General features: G+C 61.8%; 15 protein-coding genes. 6 read left to right on the top strand and 9 right to left on the bottom strand.

Annotated features, from left to right (window positions below; genetic code table 11):
* Window positions 1-104: 104 nt before the first annotated feature.
* Window positions 105-1,694, bottom strand: a complete 1,590-nt coding sequence (locus QF038_RS01615) for an amidohydrolase family protein (protein ID WP_307608093.1) — start codon at window positions 1,692-1,694, stop codon at window positions 105-107.
* Window positions 1,695-1,783: 89 nt separating this feature from the next.
* Between QF038_RS01615 and QF038_RS01610 the strand changes: the two genes are divergently transcribed.
* From QF038_RS01610 to QF038_RS01600, 3 genes are read left to right on the top strand one after another with little or no spacing between them, the layout of a single operon-like run.
* Window positions 1,784-2,518 carry an IclR family transcriptional regulator gene (locus QF038_RS01610; RefSeq protein ID WP_307608091.1) on the top strand — a complete coding sequence of 245 codons (735 nt, stop codon included), beginning with the start codon at window positions 1,784-1,786 and terminating at the stop codon, window positions 2,516-2,518.
* An 18-nt stretch (window positions 2,519-2,536) separates the two neighbouring features.
* On the top strand, window positions 2,537-3,658 hold the full coding sequence (locus QF038_RS01605) for an aminotransferase class V-fold PLP-dependent enzyme (RefSeq protein WP_307608089.1): 1,122 nt from the start codon (window positions 2,537-2,539) through the stop codon (window positions 3,656-3,658).
* A 28-nt stretch (window positions 3,659-3,686) separates the two neighbouring features.
* Complete coding sequence (locus tag QF038_RS01600; RefSeq protein ID WP_307608088.1) at window positions 3,687-4,067, top strand: RidA family protein; 381 nt, start codon at window positions 3,687-3,689, stop codon at window positions 4,065-4,067.
* A gap of 136 nt (window positions 4,068-4,203) precedes the next feature.
* Here QF038_RS01600 and QF038_RS01595 read toward each other — a convergent pair whose 3' ends face one another.
* The 6 genes from QF038_RS01595 to QF038_RS01570 all read right to left on the bottom strand — a co-directional run bounded on the left by QF038_RS01595 (window position 4,204) and on the right by QF038_RS01570 (window position 9,441).
* Window positions 4,204-4,872 carry an RraA family protein gene (locus QF038_RS01595; RefSeq protein ID WP_307608086.1) on the bottom strand — a complete coding sequence of 223 codons (669 nt, stop codon included), beginning with the start codon at window positions 4,870-4,872 and terminating at the stop codon, window positions 4,204-4,206.
* Between the two features lie 9 nt (window positions 4,873-4,881).
* Window positions 4,882-5,028: a hypothetical protein gene (locus QF038_RS01590; RefSeq protein ID WP_307608084.1), complete on the bottom strand. Its 147-nt coding sequence runs from the start codon at window positions 5,026-5,028 to the stop codon at window positions 4,882-4,884.
* A gap of 424 nt (window positions 5,029-5,452) precedes the next feature.
* Window positions 5,453-5,704 (bottom strand): hypothetical protein, encoded by a 252-nt coding sequence (locus QF038_RS01585; protein WP_307608082.1) that lies wholly within the window; start codon window positions 5,702-5,704, stop codon window positions 5,453-5,455.
* Window positions 5,705-5,724: 20 nt separating this feature from the next.
* A complete protein-coding gene (locus QF038_RS01580) occupies window positions 5,725-6,981 on the bottom strand; it encodes a four-carbon acid sugar kinase family protein (RefSeq protein ID WP_307608080.1) in 1,257 nt (418 codons plus the stop codon).
* Complete coding sequence (gene pdxA, locus QF038_RS01575; RefSeq protein ID WP_307608078.1) at window positions 6,978-7,979, bottom strand: 4-hydroxythreonine-4-phosphate dehydrogenase PdxA; 1,002 nt, start codon at window positions 7,977-7,979, stop codon at window positions 6,978-6,980. The genes QF038_RS01580 and pdxA overlap by 4 nt, the downstream gene beginning before the upstream one ends.
* Window positions 7,972-9,441, bottom strand: coding sequence for an FAD-binding oxidoreductase (locus tag QF038_RS01570; protein WP_307608076.1), 1,470 nt, complete (start codon window positions 9,439-9,441; stop codon window positions 7,972-7,974). Before QF038_RS01570 ends, pdxA begins: the two co-directional genes overlap by 8 nt.
* 83 nt (window positions 9,442-9,524) lie before the next feature.
* Between QF038_RS01570 and QF038_RS01565 the strand changes: the two genes are divergently transcribed.
* Together QF038_RS01565 and QF038_RS01560 are read left to right on the top strand one after the other, a co-directional pair.
* Entirely contained in the window at window positions 9,525-10,862 is a 1,338-nt protein-coding gene (locus QF038_RS01565) for an MFS transporter (RefSeq protein ID WP_307608074.1), read from the top strand.
* A gap of 11 nt (window positions 10,863-10,873) precedes the next feature.
* Complete coding sequence (locus QF038_RS01560; RefSeq protein WP_307608072.1) at window positions 10,874-11,842, top strand: YhfZ family protein; 969 nt, start codon at window positions 10,874-10,876, stop codon at window positions 11,840-11,842.
* 200 nt (window positions 11,843-12,042) lie between these two features.
* Here QF038_RS01560 and QF038_RS01555 read toward each other — a convergent pair whose 3' ends face one another.
* Both QF038_RS01555 and QF038_RS01550 read right to left on the bottom strand, forming a co-directional pair.
* On the bottom strand, window positions 12,043-12,834 hold the full coding sequence (locus QF038_RS01555) for a ZIP family metal transporter (protein WP_307608071.1): 792 nt from the start codon (window positions 12,832-12,834) through the stop codon (window positions 12,043-12,045).
* A gap of 241 nt (window positions 12,835-13,075) precedes the next feature.
* Complete coding sequence (locus QF038_RS01550; protein ID WP_307608070.1) at window positions 13,076-13,684, bottom strand: TetR/AcrR family transcriptional regulator; 609 nt, start codon at window positions 13,682-13,684, stop codon at window positions 13,076-13,078.
* Window positions 13,685-13,904: 220 nt separating this feature from the next.
* Here QF038_RS01550 and QF038_RS01545 point away from each other — a divergent pair, with 220 nt between their 5' ends.
* Entirely contained in the window at window positions 13,905-15,359 is a 1,455-nt protein-coding gene (locus tag QF038_RS01545; protein WP_307608069.1) for an APC family permease, read from the top strand.
* Window positions 15,360-15,394: the final 35 nt, after the last annotated feature.

Below are 15,394 nucleotides of genomic sequence, written 5' to 3'. Positions count from 1 at the left end.
CACTGTTCGAATCTTCACGAGGACTCCCGATTGTGCATATGTTGCAACACGTGTTGCGCAATTGCTATACTCTCAGCTCCCGTCCGTGCTGTAAATAGCTACTGTCATTTCTGTCCACGGCGGATGGCCCGTCCGGGTTTTGCGGACGTGCGGGTCCCCTGCCGGATGACAGCCTCGCCGTTGACAAACACGTGGTGGATCCCATCGGGCAACACTTTGGGGTTGTCGTAGGTCGCGCGGGATCCCACTTCGTCGGCGTCAAAGACAACTAAGTCGGCCCAATTGCCCACTTTGACGGTTCCCCTGTCGGCCAAACCCAGCCGGCGGGCGGGCCTCGATGTTGCATGCAGAACCGCTTCTTCCAGGCTCATGACACCGAGCTCCCGAACGTAATGGCCCAGGAAGCGCGGAAAAGTTCCCCAGCCGCGCGGGTGGGGCCGGTCGCCAACCAGGATGCCGTCAGTGCCCACCGTGTGGGCGCGGTGGCGCATGACCGCCTGCACATTCTCCTCATTGCCAACTTGCACGAGGCATCCTGCGCCAAAGTCATCGGCCATAAGCAGGTCCAGAAACGCATCGCCGGCGGAGGCGCGCTGCTCCGCTGCCATTTCCAACACATTTTTACCCACGGCCCACGCATTGCCGTGGTGCTGGGTTGAGGCGATTACGATCGTCGTCCAATCCATCGGCACACCGTGATGTCCGTCAGATCCTTCCACCTCGATCTCGCGAAGGATCCGCTTCCGTACCGCCGGGTCTTCCAGCCTGCGGCCCATCGCGCCCTTTCCTCCTTCGTGCACCCAGCTCGGGAGCAGGGCGGCAAGATAGGTCGCCCCAGCAAGGTAGGGGTAGGAATCAAGGGTGACGTCCACGCCCGCTGCCATGGCTTCATCGATGGCCGCCAGCACCTCCACGGACCTGCCCTTGTTCTGTGGGAAATTCACGTGGCAGTGCGCCAGATGCAGCGGTACGTCTGCCCGGCTGGCGATGCCCAAACAGGCCCGGTAACCCTCCACCACGTTCACGCCGTAATTCCGGTGGTGGGGGCAGTAATAGCCCCCAATCTCCTTGACGGCGGCCAAGGCATGAACCAGCTCCGCATCCGAGGCGTACATTCCCGGCGTGTAGGTCAGACCTGTCGACATCCCCATGGCACCGTCCCTCAGGCCCTGAGAAACAATGTCGCGGATCTTGTCCAGCTCGTCGGCAGTGGCAGCACGCGACTCCGTGCCCATGACCATCATCCTCGCCGTGCCATGAGGTACGAGCACTGCAACGTTAACGGCCGCTCCCTTATCCACCTCTGCCAGATAGTCCGCGATGCTTCGCCACGAGTAATCCAGGTCAGGGTTGCCGTTCCAACCGGCGATTTGCTCCCGGGTGGCCACCATCACTTCGTCGTTGACCGGGGCGTAACCCAGCCCGTCCTGGCCCACCACCTCCAACGTGATCCCCTGGGCGACCTTCGCGACATGTTTCCCATCGGCCAGGACGGCAAGGTCCGAGTGTGCGTGCATATCAATGAATCCCGGCGACACCGCCAGGCCGGCAACATCCAGCTCCTCGCCGCCAAAACGCTCCCCTGGAGGAAAAATTCCGCTAATGCGCCCGCCGGTTATCGCAACGTCGGCCGCATACCCCGGCTTGCCCGTCCCGTCAATGATCGAACCGCCTCGTAAAAGCAAATCACCCATCGCAGCCTCCAAGAAGCATAAATCTGTTGCACCCATTGCACATGTGTGTGCAAGAATGTTGGAACACAGTGAGTATATAAGGGGAATGAATGTCTCAAGCGGTGCAGCGGGCAACCGAAATCCTGGAGTTTTTGGGTGAGGGCCCGCGGAGTTTGAGTGAGACGGCCAAGCGGTTTAACGTGCACCGCTCCACCGTCCTGCGTCAGCTGCAGACACTGGAAGAGGCAGGCTTTGTGTTGCGTCGGGGGAACGGTCACTACAGCATCGGACCGAAAATGATCGCCATAGCCCAGCAGGCTCTGGACAGCCTTGACCTTCGGGCAGTCGCCCACGACGAGATCCGGAATCTTCATGAGCGCACAGGCCAAACCATCCACTTGGCGCAGCTTGTCGAATCCACGGTTATGTACGTGGACAAAGTCGAGGGACAGGACAGTGTCCGGATGTACTCCCGTATTGGTAAGACTGTGTTGCCGCACGTCACCGGGGTGGGGAAGGCGATACTCAGCCAACTTTCACAGACCCGCCGTGATTCCGTCCTGGCAGGGGTGGAATGGAAAGCGTTTACGTCAAACACGCTTGCCACACGGGAGGCGCTTGATGAGCAGCTGGTAGCCATAAAGGAGCGTGGGTGGGCCATCGACAACGGGGAGTTCGAGGACTTCGTGAACTGCATCGCCGTGCCCATCACCAACTCCAGTGCGAGCACGGTAGGCGCCATCTCACTCACGGCAATAAAGGCTGTGGCCGATGTAGAGGACCTCCTGGTGCACTTGGACGACATCCGCAGCACCGCTCAGACCATTTCCCGCCACCTCGGCTAAGCACCAACGAAAGGCAGCATGAACTCCTATTCCGGATTGGGCCTGAAACCCGTCGTCAACGCCGCCACTACCTTTACCGCCCTCGGTGGGTCTCTGATGCCCGAGGAGGTGCTGGACGCGATGAAGGAGGCGGCAGGTGCTTTTGTCGATATGCATGAACTCCACCTGGCAGCAGGGAAACGTTTGGCTGAAATCACCCGCAATGACGCCGCCTATGTGACCTCCGGCTGTGCTGCGGCCCTTATCCTTGCGCTCCTGGGCATCCGCAGCAAGGGAGACCCACGGGTCCTGACCGAATTTCCCGGCCGTGACCTCGCTCCCAGCGAAGTTATCATGCACGCGGCGCACCGCATTCCCTATGACGCAGCGATAGCGATGTCAGGCGTCACCATCCGGCAGATCGGCAATATCCAGCAGACGTTTGACTGGGAACTGGAGTCGGCGATCACGGAACGCACGGCCGCCGTCTTATACGTGGCAGGCTCGCATCTCCCGCAGGTCGCCCTGCCGCTGCCCGAAGTTGTACGCATATCCCGGGAGAAAGGGATACCTGTGATCGTCGATGCGGCCGCCCAGCTTCCCCCGGTCGAGAACCTTTGGCACTTCACCAAGGAGTTGGGCGCGGACGTCGCGGTATTTTCCGGGGGAAAGGCGCTACGCGGCCCGCAAGCCAGCGGATTCATGGTGGGAAACGCCGACATCATCGAAGCAGCCCGCCAAAACGGAGCACCCTTCCAACGCTGGGCCCGGGCCATGAAGGCCGGGAAGGAAGAGATCGCGGGGCTCCTCGCCGCCGTCGAACGTTTCGTCAACCTCGATCACCGTGCACTCCATAGCCAATGGCTGACGACCGTGGATGCATGGCATCAGGGACTCGCCGACCTCGAGGGTGTTTCGCTGCGTCCTGAAGCCCTGAACGAAGCGGGCCAGCCGGTGCCCCGTCTCTACATCGGCATGGAAGACACCGCCCGGGCTGCCCGCGTCCTGGCTGCACTCACAGCAGCAACCCCGCGAATCGCAGTCCATCCAGACCTGCGCAACGGCACGGCGCACGGATTCTGGATCGGGCCGGACCTGCTTCAAGACGGCGAAGCAGAGGTGGTCGCCGAGGCCGTCCGCACGGCCGTCACCATCTCATAAACCACTCACAATCCCCAGAAGGAGAACCATGAGTAAGCAGGCTATTACCATCCCCAACGCGCCCGCACCCGCTGGACCATACAGCCAAGGCATCGTCGCCAACGGCTTCCTTTACACCGCGGGTTTCGGCCCTCAGGACCCCACCACTGGCGAAGTTCCCGAGGGCGTGGCGGAACAAACCCGGCAGGTGCTGCGAAATATTGAAGCAGTCCTCACGGAAGCAGGTGCCACTTTTGCCGACGTCGTAAAAGTCACCACGCACCTTCAGCACCTCAAGAGGGACTTTGACGAATACAACCAGGCATACCTGGAATTCTTCCCAGCTCCTTTTCCCGTGCGCACGACTGTGGGGTCGGACCTCTACGACATCCTGGTCGAGATAGACGTAGTGGCCGCCCTTCCGCAGTAGATACAGCTGCGGTGTCATGCCTTGGACCCCCTTCGCCTGCGAACGACACCGGCTGCTGGCTTTCGCCGCCGCGATCCAGCAGCGCTGGGTGCGGGGGGGTTACAAAGCAGAACGAGGACCATGGATGGCGCTCCCCCTAGAGAACACCGTATCTAGCGAATGCTTCTGTTGTCGTCATTCCATCTTCGATGGCCTTACGGACGTGGTTCTCGGTGTCTGCCTTCTTTAGCGCCAGCTCCAGGACCTCGTCTTCTATTTCGGCTGGTACGGCAAGGACCCCGTCGCGGTCCCCCACGATAAGATCCCCCGGGTTGATGCGTGCTCCACGGATCTCTACCGGCACGCCGAGGTCGAGGACCGCGGCCCGAACGCCAGCATCCTGTGCGTATGCGCCTCGGCTGAAGACCGGCCAGTTCTGTTCCAGCACCTTGGGCGTATCCCTGTGGTATCCGTCTATCACTGCCCCGTTTGCGCACCTCTTCCGTGCGGCCGCGGTCATGATTTCTCCCCATGCTGCACAATCAATGGTGGCGCGACGGGCAAGATATACATCTCCCGGCTGCAACGCGTCGAGGGCTTCTGTAAGTTTTCCAAAGGGTTTGCTGCCAGCGTCGAAAACATCGGCGATGAGGACGGGCATTGCCCGTCCGACGACGGTCATCGACGGAAGCAGTGGTTGCACGGCAGCTGGTAGAAACTGATGTGTACGTCCCAGACCGTCAAGAATGTCGCCGATCACCGGCGTGTACAGCGAGTTAGCTACAAGTTCAAACCTCGCGGTCTCTTCCCTCGGTAATGTTGTCATTTTTTCCTCTCATGCTGCAGCCATGCTGCCGTTGATTTCGAGGTCTGACCGGGGTGACGGCCTCTTTACATGCCCCTGCGCCAGCTGGAAAATCACGACGGCGATCAGCAGCAGCCGGTGCGGCCGCAGGTATTCAACAAGCAAGTTCCAGAGCATGCGCAGCTCCAACCTGGCGCAGTGTCCACAAAACGTGGTCCGAGGGTCAGTTTACGTTTACGTCCGGGGGCTGGGACTTTGGCTGGGGTTTTTCGGGAACAACTGCCGGTTCTCCCAGATCGTAGAGGAGGGGCCACGCGCCCTTGCTGAGCCTGAACCCCTCGTACCTAAAGCGCTGCCGTAAGGCGCTCGATGTAGGCGATGGCGGCGGCAATTCCCATATCAAGGCCCGAAGCAACCCTGTCCGAGGTGCCGCTTGCTGGTGTGGTTGAGGTAGGGCTGGCCGTCGGCACTTGCAGCCCACAACGGACCCGGTGAGCCGGCAGCGATGGCGGAGCCCCAAACCTAGGCGTCGAGCATCGAAATGACCCCCAGTTGTTGGCTTCCTGGAATTCCAGCCTCTGTCAGGACCATTGCAAGGGTTTCAGATGGCAAGCGTCGGAACGTCGTCCACGATGCGGCCAATGAGGATGGGAATCGCTGCCGGATATCGGCCCAGCGCGTCCCGGCAGGAGCGCACCCAGAACTCGATCCTCGCCTGCCATGGCGATGGGCCTGTCTGGAGTGACGAAAGGTTGAAGCTCTTGTAGAAACTCTCCCGCAGGGCGTTGATGAGTGGGTGCCGTTCAGGAGCCGCTGGCCTGTGGTCACTTGTCGGGCTGATGACGGGATGCATGTAGCGGAAGCTCGAGCTCCTTAGCGGATGCTTGGGTGATGGTTGTCTTGGCCGGTATGGAGGGTCGATTCTCGACTTCCTAGGATCAGTTCTGCCGTTTCGACGAGGGTGTGTTTTGTTCCGAAGGCCCCTGGTTTGGTGAGGATGAGCGGCCATTTGGACCGTGGAATGGTCACTGCGAAGGGTACTGCCGGGGAGCATTCTCCTTCGATGGTCAGGGAGTTCAGCCCGAGCTTGTCGAAAATCGCACCGGTGGTTTCGCCACCGATCAGGTAGATGGCGTAGCCAGCAGCGGTGTCCATCGCCTGGGCGAAGGGGATGGCCAGACGATCGGCGAGGTCCCGTTCATTCCATCCAACCCGGCGGCAGTGGGCTGTGACCTCCTGGCCGGTACGCTGTGCATCAGTGTGCACGACCAGGAGCTTTGCCCTGGAGGACTGGATAAGTGCCGTTGCCCGTTGTGCTTCTTCCTCTTCACCGCCAGTGAGGATCCTTTGCATGTCCAGGACCATTTCTTCCGCCCCTGCTTCGACCAGTTGAGCAAGCTGCGCAGCTGTGGTGGCCGAGGCGGAGCCGGCCACCACGAGCATTCCGGGGACGGTTGGAGGACTGTAGCGTGTCCTTGTTTCACGTCTCAGATAGGCGGTGGCGAGTGCTGCACCAAGGCCGTAGGTGCCTCCAAACGAGACGATCCCTGCCTCTGCCGCACCGGCGGCCAGGGTGGCGAGATCAGCGTCCGTTTCAGCGTCGGCGACCACTGTCCCGTCCGGGTTTTCCTGCAGCCAGTCGGTGACTGCCTGGCGTCCCTGCCGGACGGTGTCGAGTTTGAGGGTGGCAAGCGGTCCGTCAAGGGAGGAGGACAGCAGTTCAAGAACGTTCTTGCCCGGACCTCGGGGGGTGAACTGCTGTCCGTCCCGCAGGGTTAGTCCCACTTCGGGGCAGGCGGGGGCGATCAGGAGCCGGCCCCGGCAGTTCGCGGCGAACGCGGCGAGTTCGATCGCTACGTTTCCCTTCAGGGTGCTGTCTATTTTTTTCATGGTTACAGATGTCCCGGCTTGCGAAAGGATTTCCGCGGCTTTTTTGAGCCGCTCCACCGCTACGTCAGGGGGGCTGTAGCGTGTGCCTGTTTCGACCACGATTGAACGCCCGGGCCTTGGCGCTTGCCCTAGCCCTACGACGTCGACGGGGTGTCCTAGGCAGGCTATTTCGCCCCCGATGGCCGCTCCTCCCGTCAGGTCATCGGCGATGATGCCAATATGGCTGCTGGTACTGGTCATGCCGCTGCCGCCGATGACGTCGCTGCGAGTTCACCTGCCAGGTTGGCCGCCCGGGCCAGCAGGGAGGGATCGGCTTTGCCCTGCCATGCGATGTCGAAAGCCGTGCCGTGCCCTGCCGTTGTGCGGATGATCGGCAGGCCGGCCGCGTAGGTGACATATCCGTAGCGCTTGAGGGGGATGGTGCCTTGGTCGTGGTACATCGCGAGGACTGCGTCATAGCGCCCTGCTTCCGCTGCAGCGAAAAGGCTGTCCGCGGCCAGCGGGTCGCTGAGGTTCATGCCCGCGGCACGGCATTTTTCCAGGGCAGGTTTGACGTGTTCAATCTCCTCGGTCCCAAAAACCCCGTTCTCCCCTGCATGAGGATTCAGTCCGGCGACGCCGATCCGAGGCTCGGCCACGCCGAAATGATCCCGCATGGCTGTGTGGAGCTCGCCCAGGATCCTTTCAATGCGGTCGGCCCGGACACGGGCTACAGCTTCGAGCATGGAACAGTGGGCACTGACCAGGCTGACCCTCAGTGGCCCGCCGACCAGGATGGTATGAAATGCCTCCGTCTTGGTCAGGTGGGCGTAGATTTCGGTCTGACCCTCGAAGTGGTGGCCTGCTGCGTTGAACGCCTCTTTGTTGGCAGGTGCAGAACAGACAGCGGCGACCTTGCCTTCCAGGGCCAGGCGGGCGCTCACCTCAATGGCATCGACCGCTGCCTGGCCACAGGCTGCCGCCACCTGGCCCGGCACGACCGCCGCCGAGTCCATCGGTACGTCCAGAACGTAGGCGACGCCTGGATCAGAGCGTGCAGCCAGGGGATCGGTGACCACCCGGATTTCCACGTCCAGGCCGGCCGCATCGGCGACGCGGCGCAGGAGTTCGGACGACCCGATCAGCAGCAGCGGCCGGGAAGGCATATGAGCCGGCTCTGAGGCGATGCGGAGGCTTAGCTCGGGACCGATCCCGGCTGGATCACCAATGGTCAGAGCTACAGGGGCGTTATCAGTCATTGTTCTGTCCGTTCACTCGTGCCGCAATTCCCAGCTTTCCCGGAGACAGTACTCCGGCCGGATCCAGTGCGTCCTTGATTTTTTCGAGGACCTGCAGGGCCGTTCCGTGTTCCTGGGACATCCAGTCTTTCCTGGCCTCGCCCACACCATGGTGATGGCTGACCGATCCGCCGGTCGCGACGACGGCCTGGAGGGCAGCATTCCATGCCTGCCGATACCGCTCAAGTACTTCCTCGCGGTCCTTGCCGCTGGTGAAGAAGATGAAGTAGACCGCTCCACCGTTGGGGTAGAAGTGCGAATAGTGAGCGTAGGCCTTGTCCACGTAGGGGGCCATGGCTGTCAAAACCCTGCTATGGAGTCCTGCCAGTTCTGGCCAGCCCGCAGAGACCTCGATGGCGTCAGCAATATTTGTTTCTCCCGCGTTGCCACGATCGAGCCAGCTGGCGTCAAAGCGGGTGCGTTCCCACGTCTCGCCGGGTCCCGTACCAAGGTCGGTTCCGCGGTGATCGGCTGCCACGCTGAGAGCGACGGCTTCTTCTGTGGCCGTGACGGCCTCGTGCCCGTCATGGCCGAGAATGAGCAGCGCGCGGCCTTCACCGTCGATTCCGGCACGCTCGTAAATATGTGCCGCCTCGTCGCCGTCATAAAGCCGGATCACCGCCGGGGTCACACCGGCATCCAGCACGCCACGCACCGTCGCCAGTCCGTCGGCAAGTTCGTCGAACGCTACGCCCCGGAACCGGCTGGCCCGGGCAAGAGGAAAGGTGCGCAAAGTGACGGAGGTGATGACGCCAAGAGTTCCCTCACTGCCGACGAAAAGCTGGGCAATCCCGGGCCCTGTGGAAGATCGGGGAACGGCGTGGGTCCTGACAATGGTGCCGTCAGCCAGTACAACTTCCAGCGCCACCAGCAGGTCTTCGATGTTTCCGTACTTGCTGCTGAAAGTCCCGGACGACTTTGTCGCGACCAGTCCGCCGACGCTGGCCAGCGCAAGGGACTGCGGGTAGTGCGGGATGCGCCTGCCGCGGGCATTGAGGGCAGCCTCCAAATCAGCTGCCAGCATGCCTGCTCCCGCTGTAACTTCCCCGCGTTCATCGTCGAACACGGGGGCCTCGTTCAGGCTGCCAAGGTCCAGCGAAATGAAGAGTCCATCGTTGACGACTCCACCGACAACTCCTGAACCGGCACCGAAAGGGACAACGGAAATACCCTCGTCGTGCGCTATTTGGAGTACTTTCGCCACGTCCTCCACGCTGGCGGGAGCGACGACCGCGGCCGGCAGATGCCGCTCCTGGTCGTTGTCCGACCACTTAGCGGCCTCAGGCCAACGGTCCCGGGACCGGGCCAGACGATCGTTGGCTCCGGTGGTTACAGCTACCGACGGGGCTGAGCTTTGCAGGCGCGTCAGGAACCGCTCGCTGCGTTCCGGGGCTTCAACTTTTGCATGTGCGGGACTGCTCATTGATCTTTCTCCTGTTCGGGTCTGGCAATATCTACAGAATACTGTATTTTGTTTGTAAGGGAAATCACAGAGAGGTGAAACCAATGTCCCCTATACGAGATGTACGAAAGCGGTTCCATGCAGGAGCCAATGAAACCCCCGCCCGTCAGGGAGGGTTCCGGTTGCGCTGGGTCATTCTCGGCATGACCGCGCTCCTGTTGGTCCTTAACTACGCCGACCGGGCAGCGCTCGGCGTAGCGGGACCGCAGATGCTGGAAGAGCTCGGACTGAGCAAGGCCCAGTTCGGCCTGATTGCCAGCGCGTTCTTCTTCGGCTACGTTCCCTGCGCCTTCCTTGGCGGGTGGCTCTCGGACCGCTACGGGCCGCGGTCGATCATGGGCGTAGCCGTCGCTTGGTGGTCCCTGTTTACGGCACTGACGGCTGCCGGTACAGGCTTCATCAGCCTGCTGGTCATCCGTGTTCTCTTCGGATTCGGAGAGGGACCGCAGGGTTCGGTGTCGACCAAGACAATGCACAACTGGTTCCCGCAGCGGCAGATGGGAACGGCCATGGGCATCGTTCAGGGGGCAACGCCCCTGGGCGGGGTGGTGGGCACCCCGCTGGTGGTGTGGCTGCTGAGTATCGGGGACTGGCGGCTGTCCTTTATTGTGCTCGGCGCCATTGGTGGTCTGTGCACTATCGGCTGGTTCGCGGTGGTTCGGGACCGCCCGGATATTCACCCGTGGGCGCGCGCCCACGACGTCGAGGAGCAGCGTGAGCGTATTGATTCAGCGGCGGAACCGGCGTCCGAAAGTGAAGAACCGCCTCCGTTGCGACATTACTTCAAGATGCCCATCATCTGGTCCACCGCGATCGCATTCTTTGGCTATGCCTGGGTCCTGTACACCTTCCTGACCTGGTTCCCGGTCTACCTCACGCAGGAACGTGGCGTGAACCTTAAGGAACTGGCCATAGCAGGCACCATTCCTTGGGTTTTCGGTGTGGTTGGCTTCGTTGTGGGCGGACTCATCACAGACCGGATTGCCAGCAAAACCGGAAAGCCGGCCGCCGCCCGGGCACTGATGATCGTGGTTGGGCTGACCGTCACCGCGGTGATGTTTGCCCTGATCGGGCTGGCAACTACTACAGTCGTTGCCGTAACACTCATGGCCGCGGTGGTCTTCGTGCTTTACCTGACAGGTGCGCAGTACTTTGCCATCGTCGCCGATATCGTTCCCGGCCGCCGCGTCGGTGGTGTGATGGGTTTCGTCCACGCGATTGCCAATCTGGCGGGCATAGCTGCGCCGGCCATCGTCGGCGCGATCATCGACAACACCGGTTCCTGGGCAACAACCTTCACCCTCAGCGGTGCCGTGTGCATCCTTGGGGCGGCTCTGATGGCCATCTTTGGCCGCTCGAAGAAGGTAGCCCAGGTCGGGTAATGTGAGGGTCCATGGACGCGACCGTCAGGCCAGTGCCAAGTGCATCATCGCCGGCCCGTGTGGCAGAAACGCCCCAGCAGCGGGCGATGGCTGGTGTTGCCCTGACGATCCTCACAACTGATATCGGGTCCCGGCTGCCAAACGTCGACAAGTTCCGCTCCAGCATTGGAGTCGGAGCCGGAACGGTGCAAAAGGCACTTCAGGACATGCAACAGAACGGGTGGGTAACCCTCGATCCGAAGCCGCGGCAAGGAACCTTCCTCATCAGCCGGCGCAGCGGTGAGCTATGGCGTATCGCGGGGTTACCCACCCTTTCAGTGCTGCTTCCACTGCCCAACAGCTGGGAATTTCAAGGTCTCGCCACCGGACTGCGGTCCGAACTGGACCGCTTGGGCATCCCCTCTACATTCCTCTACGGGCACGGCTCCGAACAGCGCATTACCGCACTGCAAAACGGTCTGGCCCATATCGCTGTCATGTCCCTGGGAGCGGCCGAACGCTGGACAGCAAAGCACGAGGACATATCCATGCAAACGGTCCTCCCGCCAGGCAGTTACTACGCGGCAGAGTCTGTGCTGGTAATGGCCCGCGCATCACGCCAGGAAGTCGGCGAGGACATACGCATAGGCGTCGACCGGATGTCAGTCGATCACACCATCCTTACCAAAGCCGAGTTCCCGGATCACAAGTACGTAGAAGTCAGTTACGCGCAAGTCCCGTCAGCCCTCAACCGGGGAATTATCGACGCAGCCGTCTGGCACCGTACGGCTTTGGGCCTTTCACTCGATGACCAGGGACTCATAGCCTGGCCCCTTGAACAACCGGCCTCCCGCACCCTCAGCGAAGGGATTAATTCGGCGGCGATCCTCGTGAAAACCACCGATCAGGCCACAAAGGGCGTACTACGCGAAATCGACGTGAACGGACTATTGGAAATCCAACGCGGTGTGGTCGCGGGGGACGTGATGCCGCTCTACTAACCGCCCCGGACACGGGCGATTGTCGGCGAGCGGTTCAAGAGTTCCAGCACTGGGGGCTCCCATCAGAGCGCGCTTAGTACATGGCGCGGCGTCGGGGGTGCTCACACCAGGAAGCGGGAACGGACGGCTGGCCTCAGCCCGGATCCGGGGCGTTGCTAATAGGCCCGTCCACCGTCCGCATACTGAGTCGGCAGCAGCCCCTACGCCAGGGACAACAGGAATGAGGCTACGAACCCGGCCGCCGTGCTCAATGCCACTGCCGGTCCCCCGTGTTCAAACGCTTCAGGCATTATGGTGTCCGCGAGGGCGGCGATCACCGCTCCAGCCGCGAAAGCCAGCGGCAACGAAATCGTCTCAGGACTGCTGCCGGAGAGCGGGCCGGCACCGAGCACTACGGCAAGGATGAGTACCACTGAGCACACGCCCCAGAGCCTGATGATGGCGGCCGTGGACATCCCCTGGCTGCGCATCGATGCTGCCCCCACAAGGGCCTCGGGCAGATTGGAGACGAAGATCGCGGCCAGCAGCGCCAGACCGCCGGTCCCCTCTCCCAGCGAAACGCCAAGAGCGAGATTCTCCGGCACCCCATCCAGGGTGGCGGCAGCCAGCAAAGCCAGGCCCGCCGTACCGCGGGTGGACGCCGCGGACGGGGCATGCCCCTCGGCGGCTGCGTCCGTGTCGAGCTTGGGACTGCCCCGGTATTCATCCGCGGGAACCGGCTTCGATCCAGCCTGGGCCCACCGGTCGAGCAGCGCGCTTAACGCCGTGAAGACCACGGCACCAACGAACAGGCCAATCCCGGCGCGCCACGCTCCGCCGCGTTCGTAGGCATCCTCGAACAACTCGAAAGTCAGGGCAGTGATCAGGGCGCCGGCCGCGAAGGACAACACCATGGCCAGGACGCGCTTCGGCAGTTCAAAACGCACGCCCGCGAAGGCCCCCAGCACCAAAGCACTGGCAGTCACCACGCCGAAAAGCAGCGACATCCCCACAGCCACATTATGGATGGCCGCGGAATGGACCACAACAACCAAAAAGCCTGTGAAGCCGAGTGCCCCACGATGAGTGTCACGGCCTCAGCCGCGCGTCAAAGCGCCGCCGGTACTCCCTGGGGGTTGTGGAAAAGGCGGCGCCCAAGTTCTGGCGCAGGGTGCAGGGGTGACATAGCCGCCACCCGTTCGGCATCGAGCACTGTCCGGTACATCTTTAAGACCGGCTCAGAAAAACCCCTGCTTATCGAACCGGGAGGGGGCTGCTGCCGTTGGGGCTTTCGCTGGCGCCCTCGAGAGTTTTCACGAGCTTGCCAACCTGGATGACGGCCGCCCTGATCTTCTCGGGATCGCTGATCGTCAGGAACTGCAGCATGAGGCCGTCAAGGGCGGCAAAGATGGCCAAGGAGGCCCCGTCGTCGACGTTGAGGCCCCGTTGCCGCAGCGCATCTTCAACGGTGCTCATGTAGTTCGCGTAAAGGCGCTCCACCAGGGCGCGCACCTCGGGATTGCGCCGGGATTCGAGAAGCATCTCGAACTGGAAGAGTTGCAGCTCCGGTTCCCGCGACACCGTTGCGAGGAGAGAATCGGCGAAGTTCTCGTCAAAGTCCGCGATCTTTTCCAGGCCCGTCTCCTCAATGGACCGCTGGATGGCCCACTCCATGGTGGCGGCCAGAAGACCCTCGATGGAACCGAAATGGTGCGTTACAAGGGTGTGGTTCACTCCTGCCCGGGACGCAACGGCACGGTACGTAACCCCACGCAGACCCTTTTCTCCGACCACCTCGATCACTGCGGACAGCAAGGCATCGCGCCCGTCTCCATAAGGCAAGCGGGTTGACGGCTCGTTCATGCACCGAGTCTAGCCCTCGTGGCGCGGCCAAGAAAAAGCATTGACAGCCAGAACTAAACAAACGTATAGTTTCGGTTGTGGCTGATATCACGCAATAAGTTCAGCCAGCTCGAGCAGATTTCCTTTCCCGTGGAACGCACCGTCGCGAGCCAGCAAGGGACCTTCCAACACTTCTGCATATAGGCCCTGCGCCGTGCACTTTCTTGAAAGAGCCAATCGGATGACCCAAGAACCAGTCGGAATCTCTACACGCCCGCTGCAAGAGGATCCACCACCTGCCTCGACCTCCCCGAGGTTGAGGCCCAACAAACTCGGCGTCATAGCAATCGCGTTTTTTGCCATTGCCGCAGCCGCCCCCATGGCCGCAGTGGTGGGGGCCAGCCCGGTACTGTTTTCGGCCAGCGGCCCCGGAACACCGGTCATATACGTGATTGCGGCGCTGCTGGTTGCTCTCTTCTCCGTCGGTTACCTGCGGATGAGCCAGCACATCACCAACGCGGGCGGCTTTGTCGCTTACATGGCCAAGGGACTGGGCAACAAGTGGGCAACTGGCGGGGCCGGGATCGCCATCCTGACCTACCTCAGCCTTCAAGTTGGGCTGTGGTCCCAGTTCGGCGACTTTGCGCAGTTGCTGATTGAAGGCCTCACGGGCATTAGCCTGCCGGTTTACTTCTGGATCGTGGCATTGCTCGCTGTGGTGACGGGCCTGACCATGCGGGGCGTCGACGCGAGCCTGAAGGTGCTGGGAGTCCTCATCCTTGGTGAAGCCTTCGCGGTAGCGGCCCTCGTGGTGTCACTCGTTGCCCAGAAGGGGCTGGGGATCTTCACCTTTGAAGGCTTTACGGGGTCCAGTGTCTTCGGTCCGGGCCTGGGCATTTCCCTGCTGTTTGCCTTCGCTTGCTTCACCAGCTTCGAAGCAACCGTGGTTTTCGCCGAGGAGGCAAAGAACCCCCGGCGCACCATCCCCCGGGCCGCTTACTTTGTCATCGCCTTCATCGGCATCTTCTACACCATCTCAACCTGGGCCATCAGTGGAGCCATCGGCATCGACAACATCCAAACCGTCGCCACCGAAAATCCCGCAGGAATGGTCTTCGATCTCGCTGAATCCAGCGCAGGGTATTGGCTGAACCTGACCATGCAGATCCTCGTTGTCACCAGTTTCCTGGCGATGCTCCTGGGCCTGGCCAACATGTTCTCCCGTTACCTGTTTTCCCTCGGCCGTGCCGGAGCCCTGCCAGCCAAGCTGTCGACCGTGTCAAGGACGGGAGCTCCGCACTTCGCAGGGCTCGTGAACGGCCTCGTTGTCCTGGCCATCATCAGCATCTTCCTGCTGGCAGGTGCGGACCCGATCACAACGGTGTTCGCTTGGTTCGTCGCCCTGGGCACTGCGGGGTTCATCACCATCCTGTTGGTGACATCAGCGGCGATCGTCGTGTTCTTCGCCAAAAACCGCATGCGGGACAACCTCTGGGTCACCGTGATCGCACCGTCCCTGTCCTTCCTGGCCTTCATCGTTATTGGCTACCTGACCCTGGACAACTACGACGCCCTGCTCGGCGGCGCAGGCGGGGTGGCCCGGTGGCTCCTGCTCGGCATCCCGCTCTTCTTCGTGGCCGGGATCGCCCGCGGCGCACAAAAGCCGTCCATCAATTTCGCCGCCGTCATCGGCTGACCCGGCACACCACCATCAGACCAGTACCAACCAGC

Source organism: Pseudarthrobacter sp. W1I19 (assembly GCF_030817835.1).
Classification (GTDB): domain Bacteria; phylum Actinomycetota; class Actinomycetes; order Actinomycetales; family Micrococcaceae; genus Arthrobacter.
Note: the sequence above shows the minus strand (reverse complement) of the source record. Positions and strands in the feature narration are given on the sequence as shown.

What these genes read in the sequence shown, in the direction of transcription:
- QF038_RS01615 (WP_307608093.1), bottom strand. Translation starts at nt 1,694, where the DNA reads ATGGGTGATTTGCTTTTACGAGGCGGTTCGATCATTGACGGGACGGGC.
- QF038_RS01610 (WP_307608091.1), top strand. Translation starts at nt 1,784, where the DNA reads ATGTCTCAAGCGGTGCAGCGGGCAACCGAAATCCTGGAGTTTTTGGGT.
- QF038_RS01605 (WP_307608089.1), top strand. Translation starts at nt 2,537, where the DNA reads ATGAACTCCTATTCCGGATTGGGCCTGAAACCCGTCGTCAACGCCGCC.
- QF038_RS01600 (WP_307608088.1), top strand. Translation starts at nt 3,687, where the DNA reads ATGAGTAAGCAGGCTATTACCATCCCCAACGCGCCCGCACCCGCTGGA.
- QF038_RS01595 (WP_307608086.1), bottom strand. Translation starts at nt 4,872, where the DNA reads ATGACAACATTACCGAGGGAAGAGACCGCGAGGTTTGAACTTGTAGCT.
- QF038_RS01590 (WP_307608084.1), bottom strand. Translation starts at nt 5,028, where the DNA reads ATGCTCTGGAACTTGCTTGTTGAATACCTGCGGCCGCACCGGCTGCTG.
- QF038_RS01585 (WP_307608082.1), bottom strand. Translation starts at nt 5,704, where the DNA reads ATGCATCCCGTCATCAGCCCGACAAGTGACCACAGGCCAGCGGCTCCT.
- QF038_RS01580 (WP_307608080.1), bottom strand. Translation starts at nt 6,981, where the DNA reads ATGACCAGTACCAGCAGCCATATTGGCATCATCGCCGATGACCTGACG.
- pdxA (WP_307608078.1), bottom strand. Translation starts at nt 7,979, where the DNA reads ATGACTGATAACGCCCCTGTAGCTCTGACCATTGGTGATCCAGCCGGG.
- QF038_RS01570 (WP_307608076.1), bottom strand. Translation starts at nt 9,441, where the DNA reads ATGAGCAGTCCCGCACATGCAAAAGTTGAAGCCCCGGAACGCAGCGAG.
- QF038_RS01565 (WP_307608074.1), top strand. Translation starts at nt 9,525, where the DNA reads ATGTCCCCTATACGAGATGTACGAAAGCGGTTCCATGCAGGAGCCAAT.
- QF038_RS01560 (WP_307608072.1), top strand. Translation starts at nt 10,874, where the DNA reads ATGGACGCGACCGTCAGGCCAGTGCCAAGTGCATCATCGCCGGCCCGT.
- QF038_RS01550 (WP_307608070.1), bottom strand. Translation starts at nt 13,684, where the DNA reads ATGAACGAGCCGTCAACCCGCTTGCCTTATGGAGACGGGCGCGATGCC.
- QF038_RS01545 (WP_307608069.1), top strand. Translation starts at nt 13,905, where the DNA reads ATGACCCAAGAACCAGTCGGAATCTCTACACGCCCGCTGCAAGAGGAT.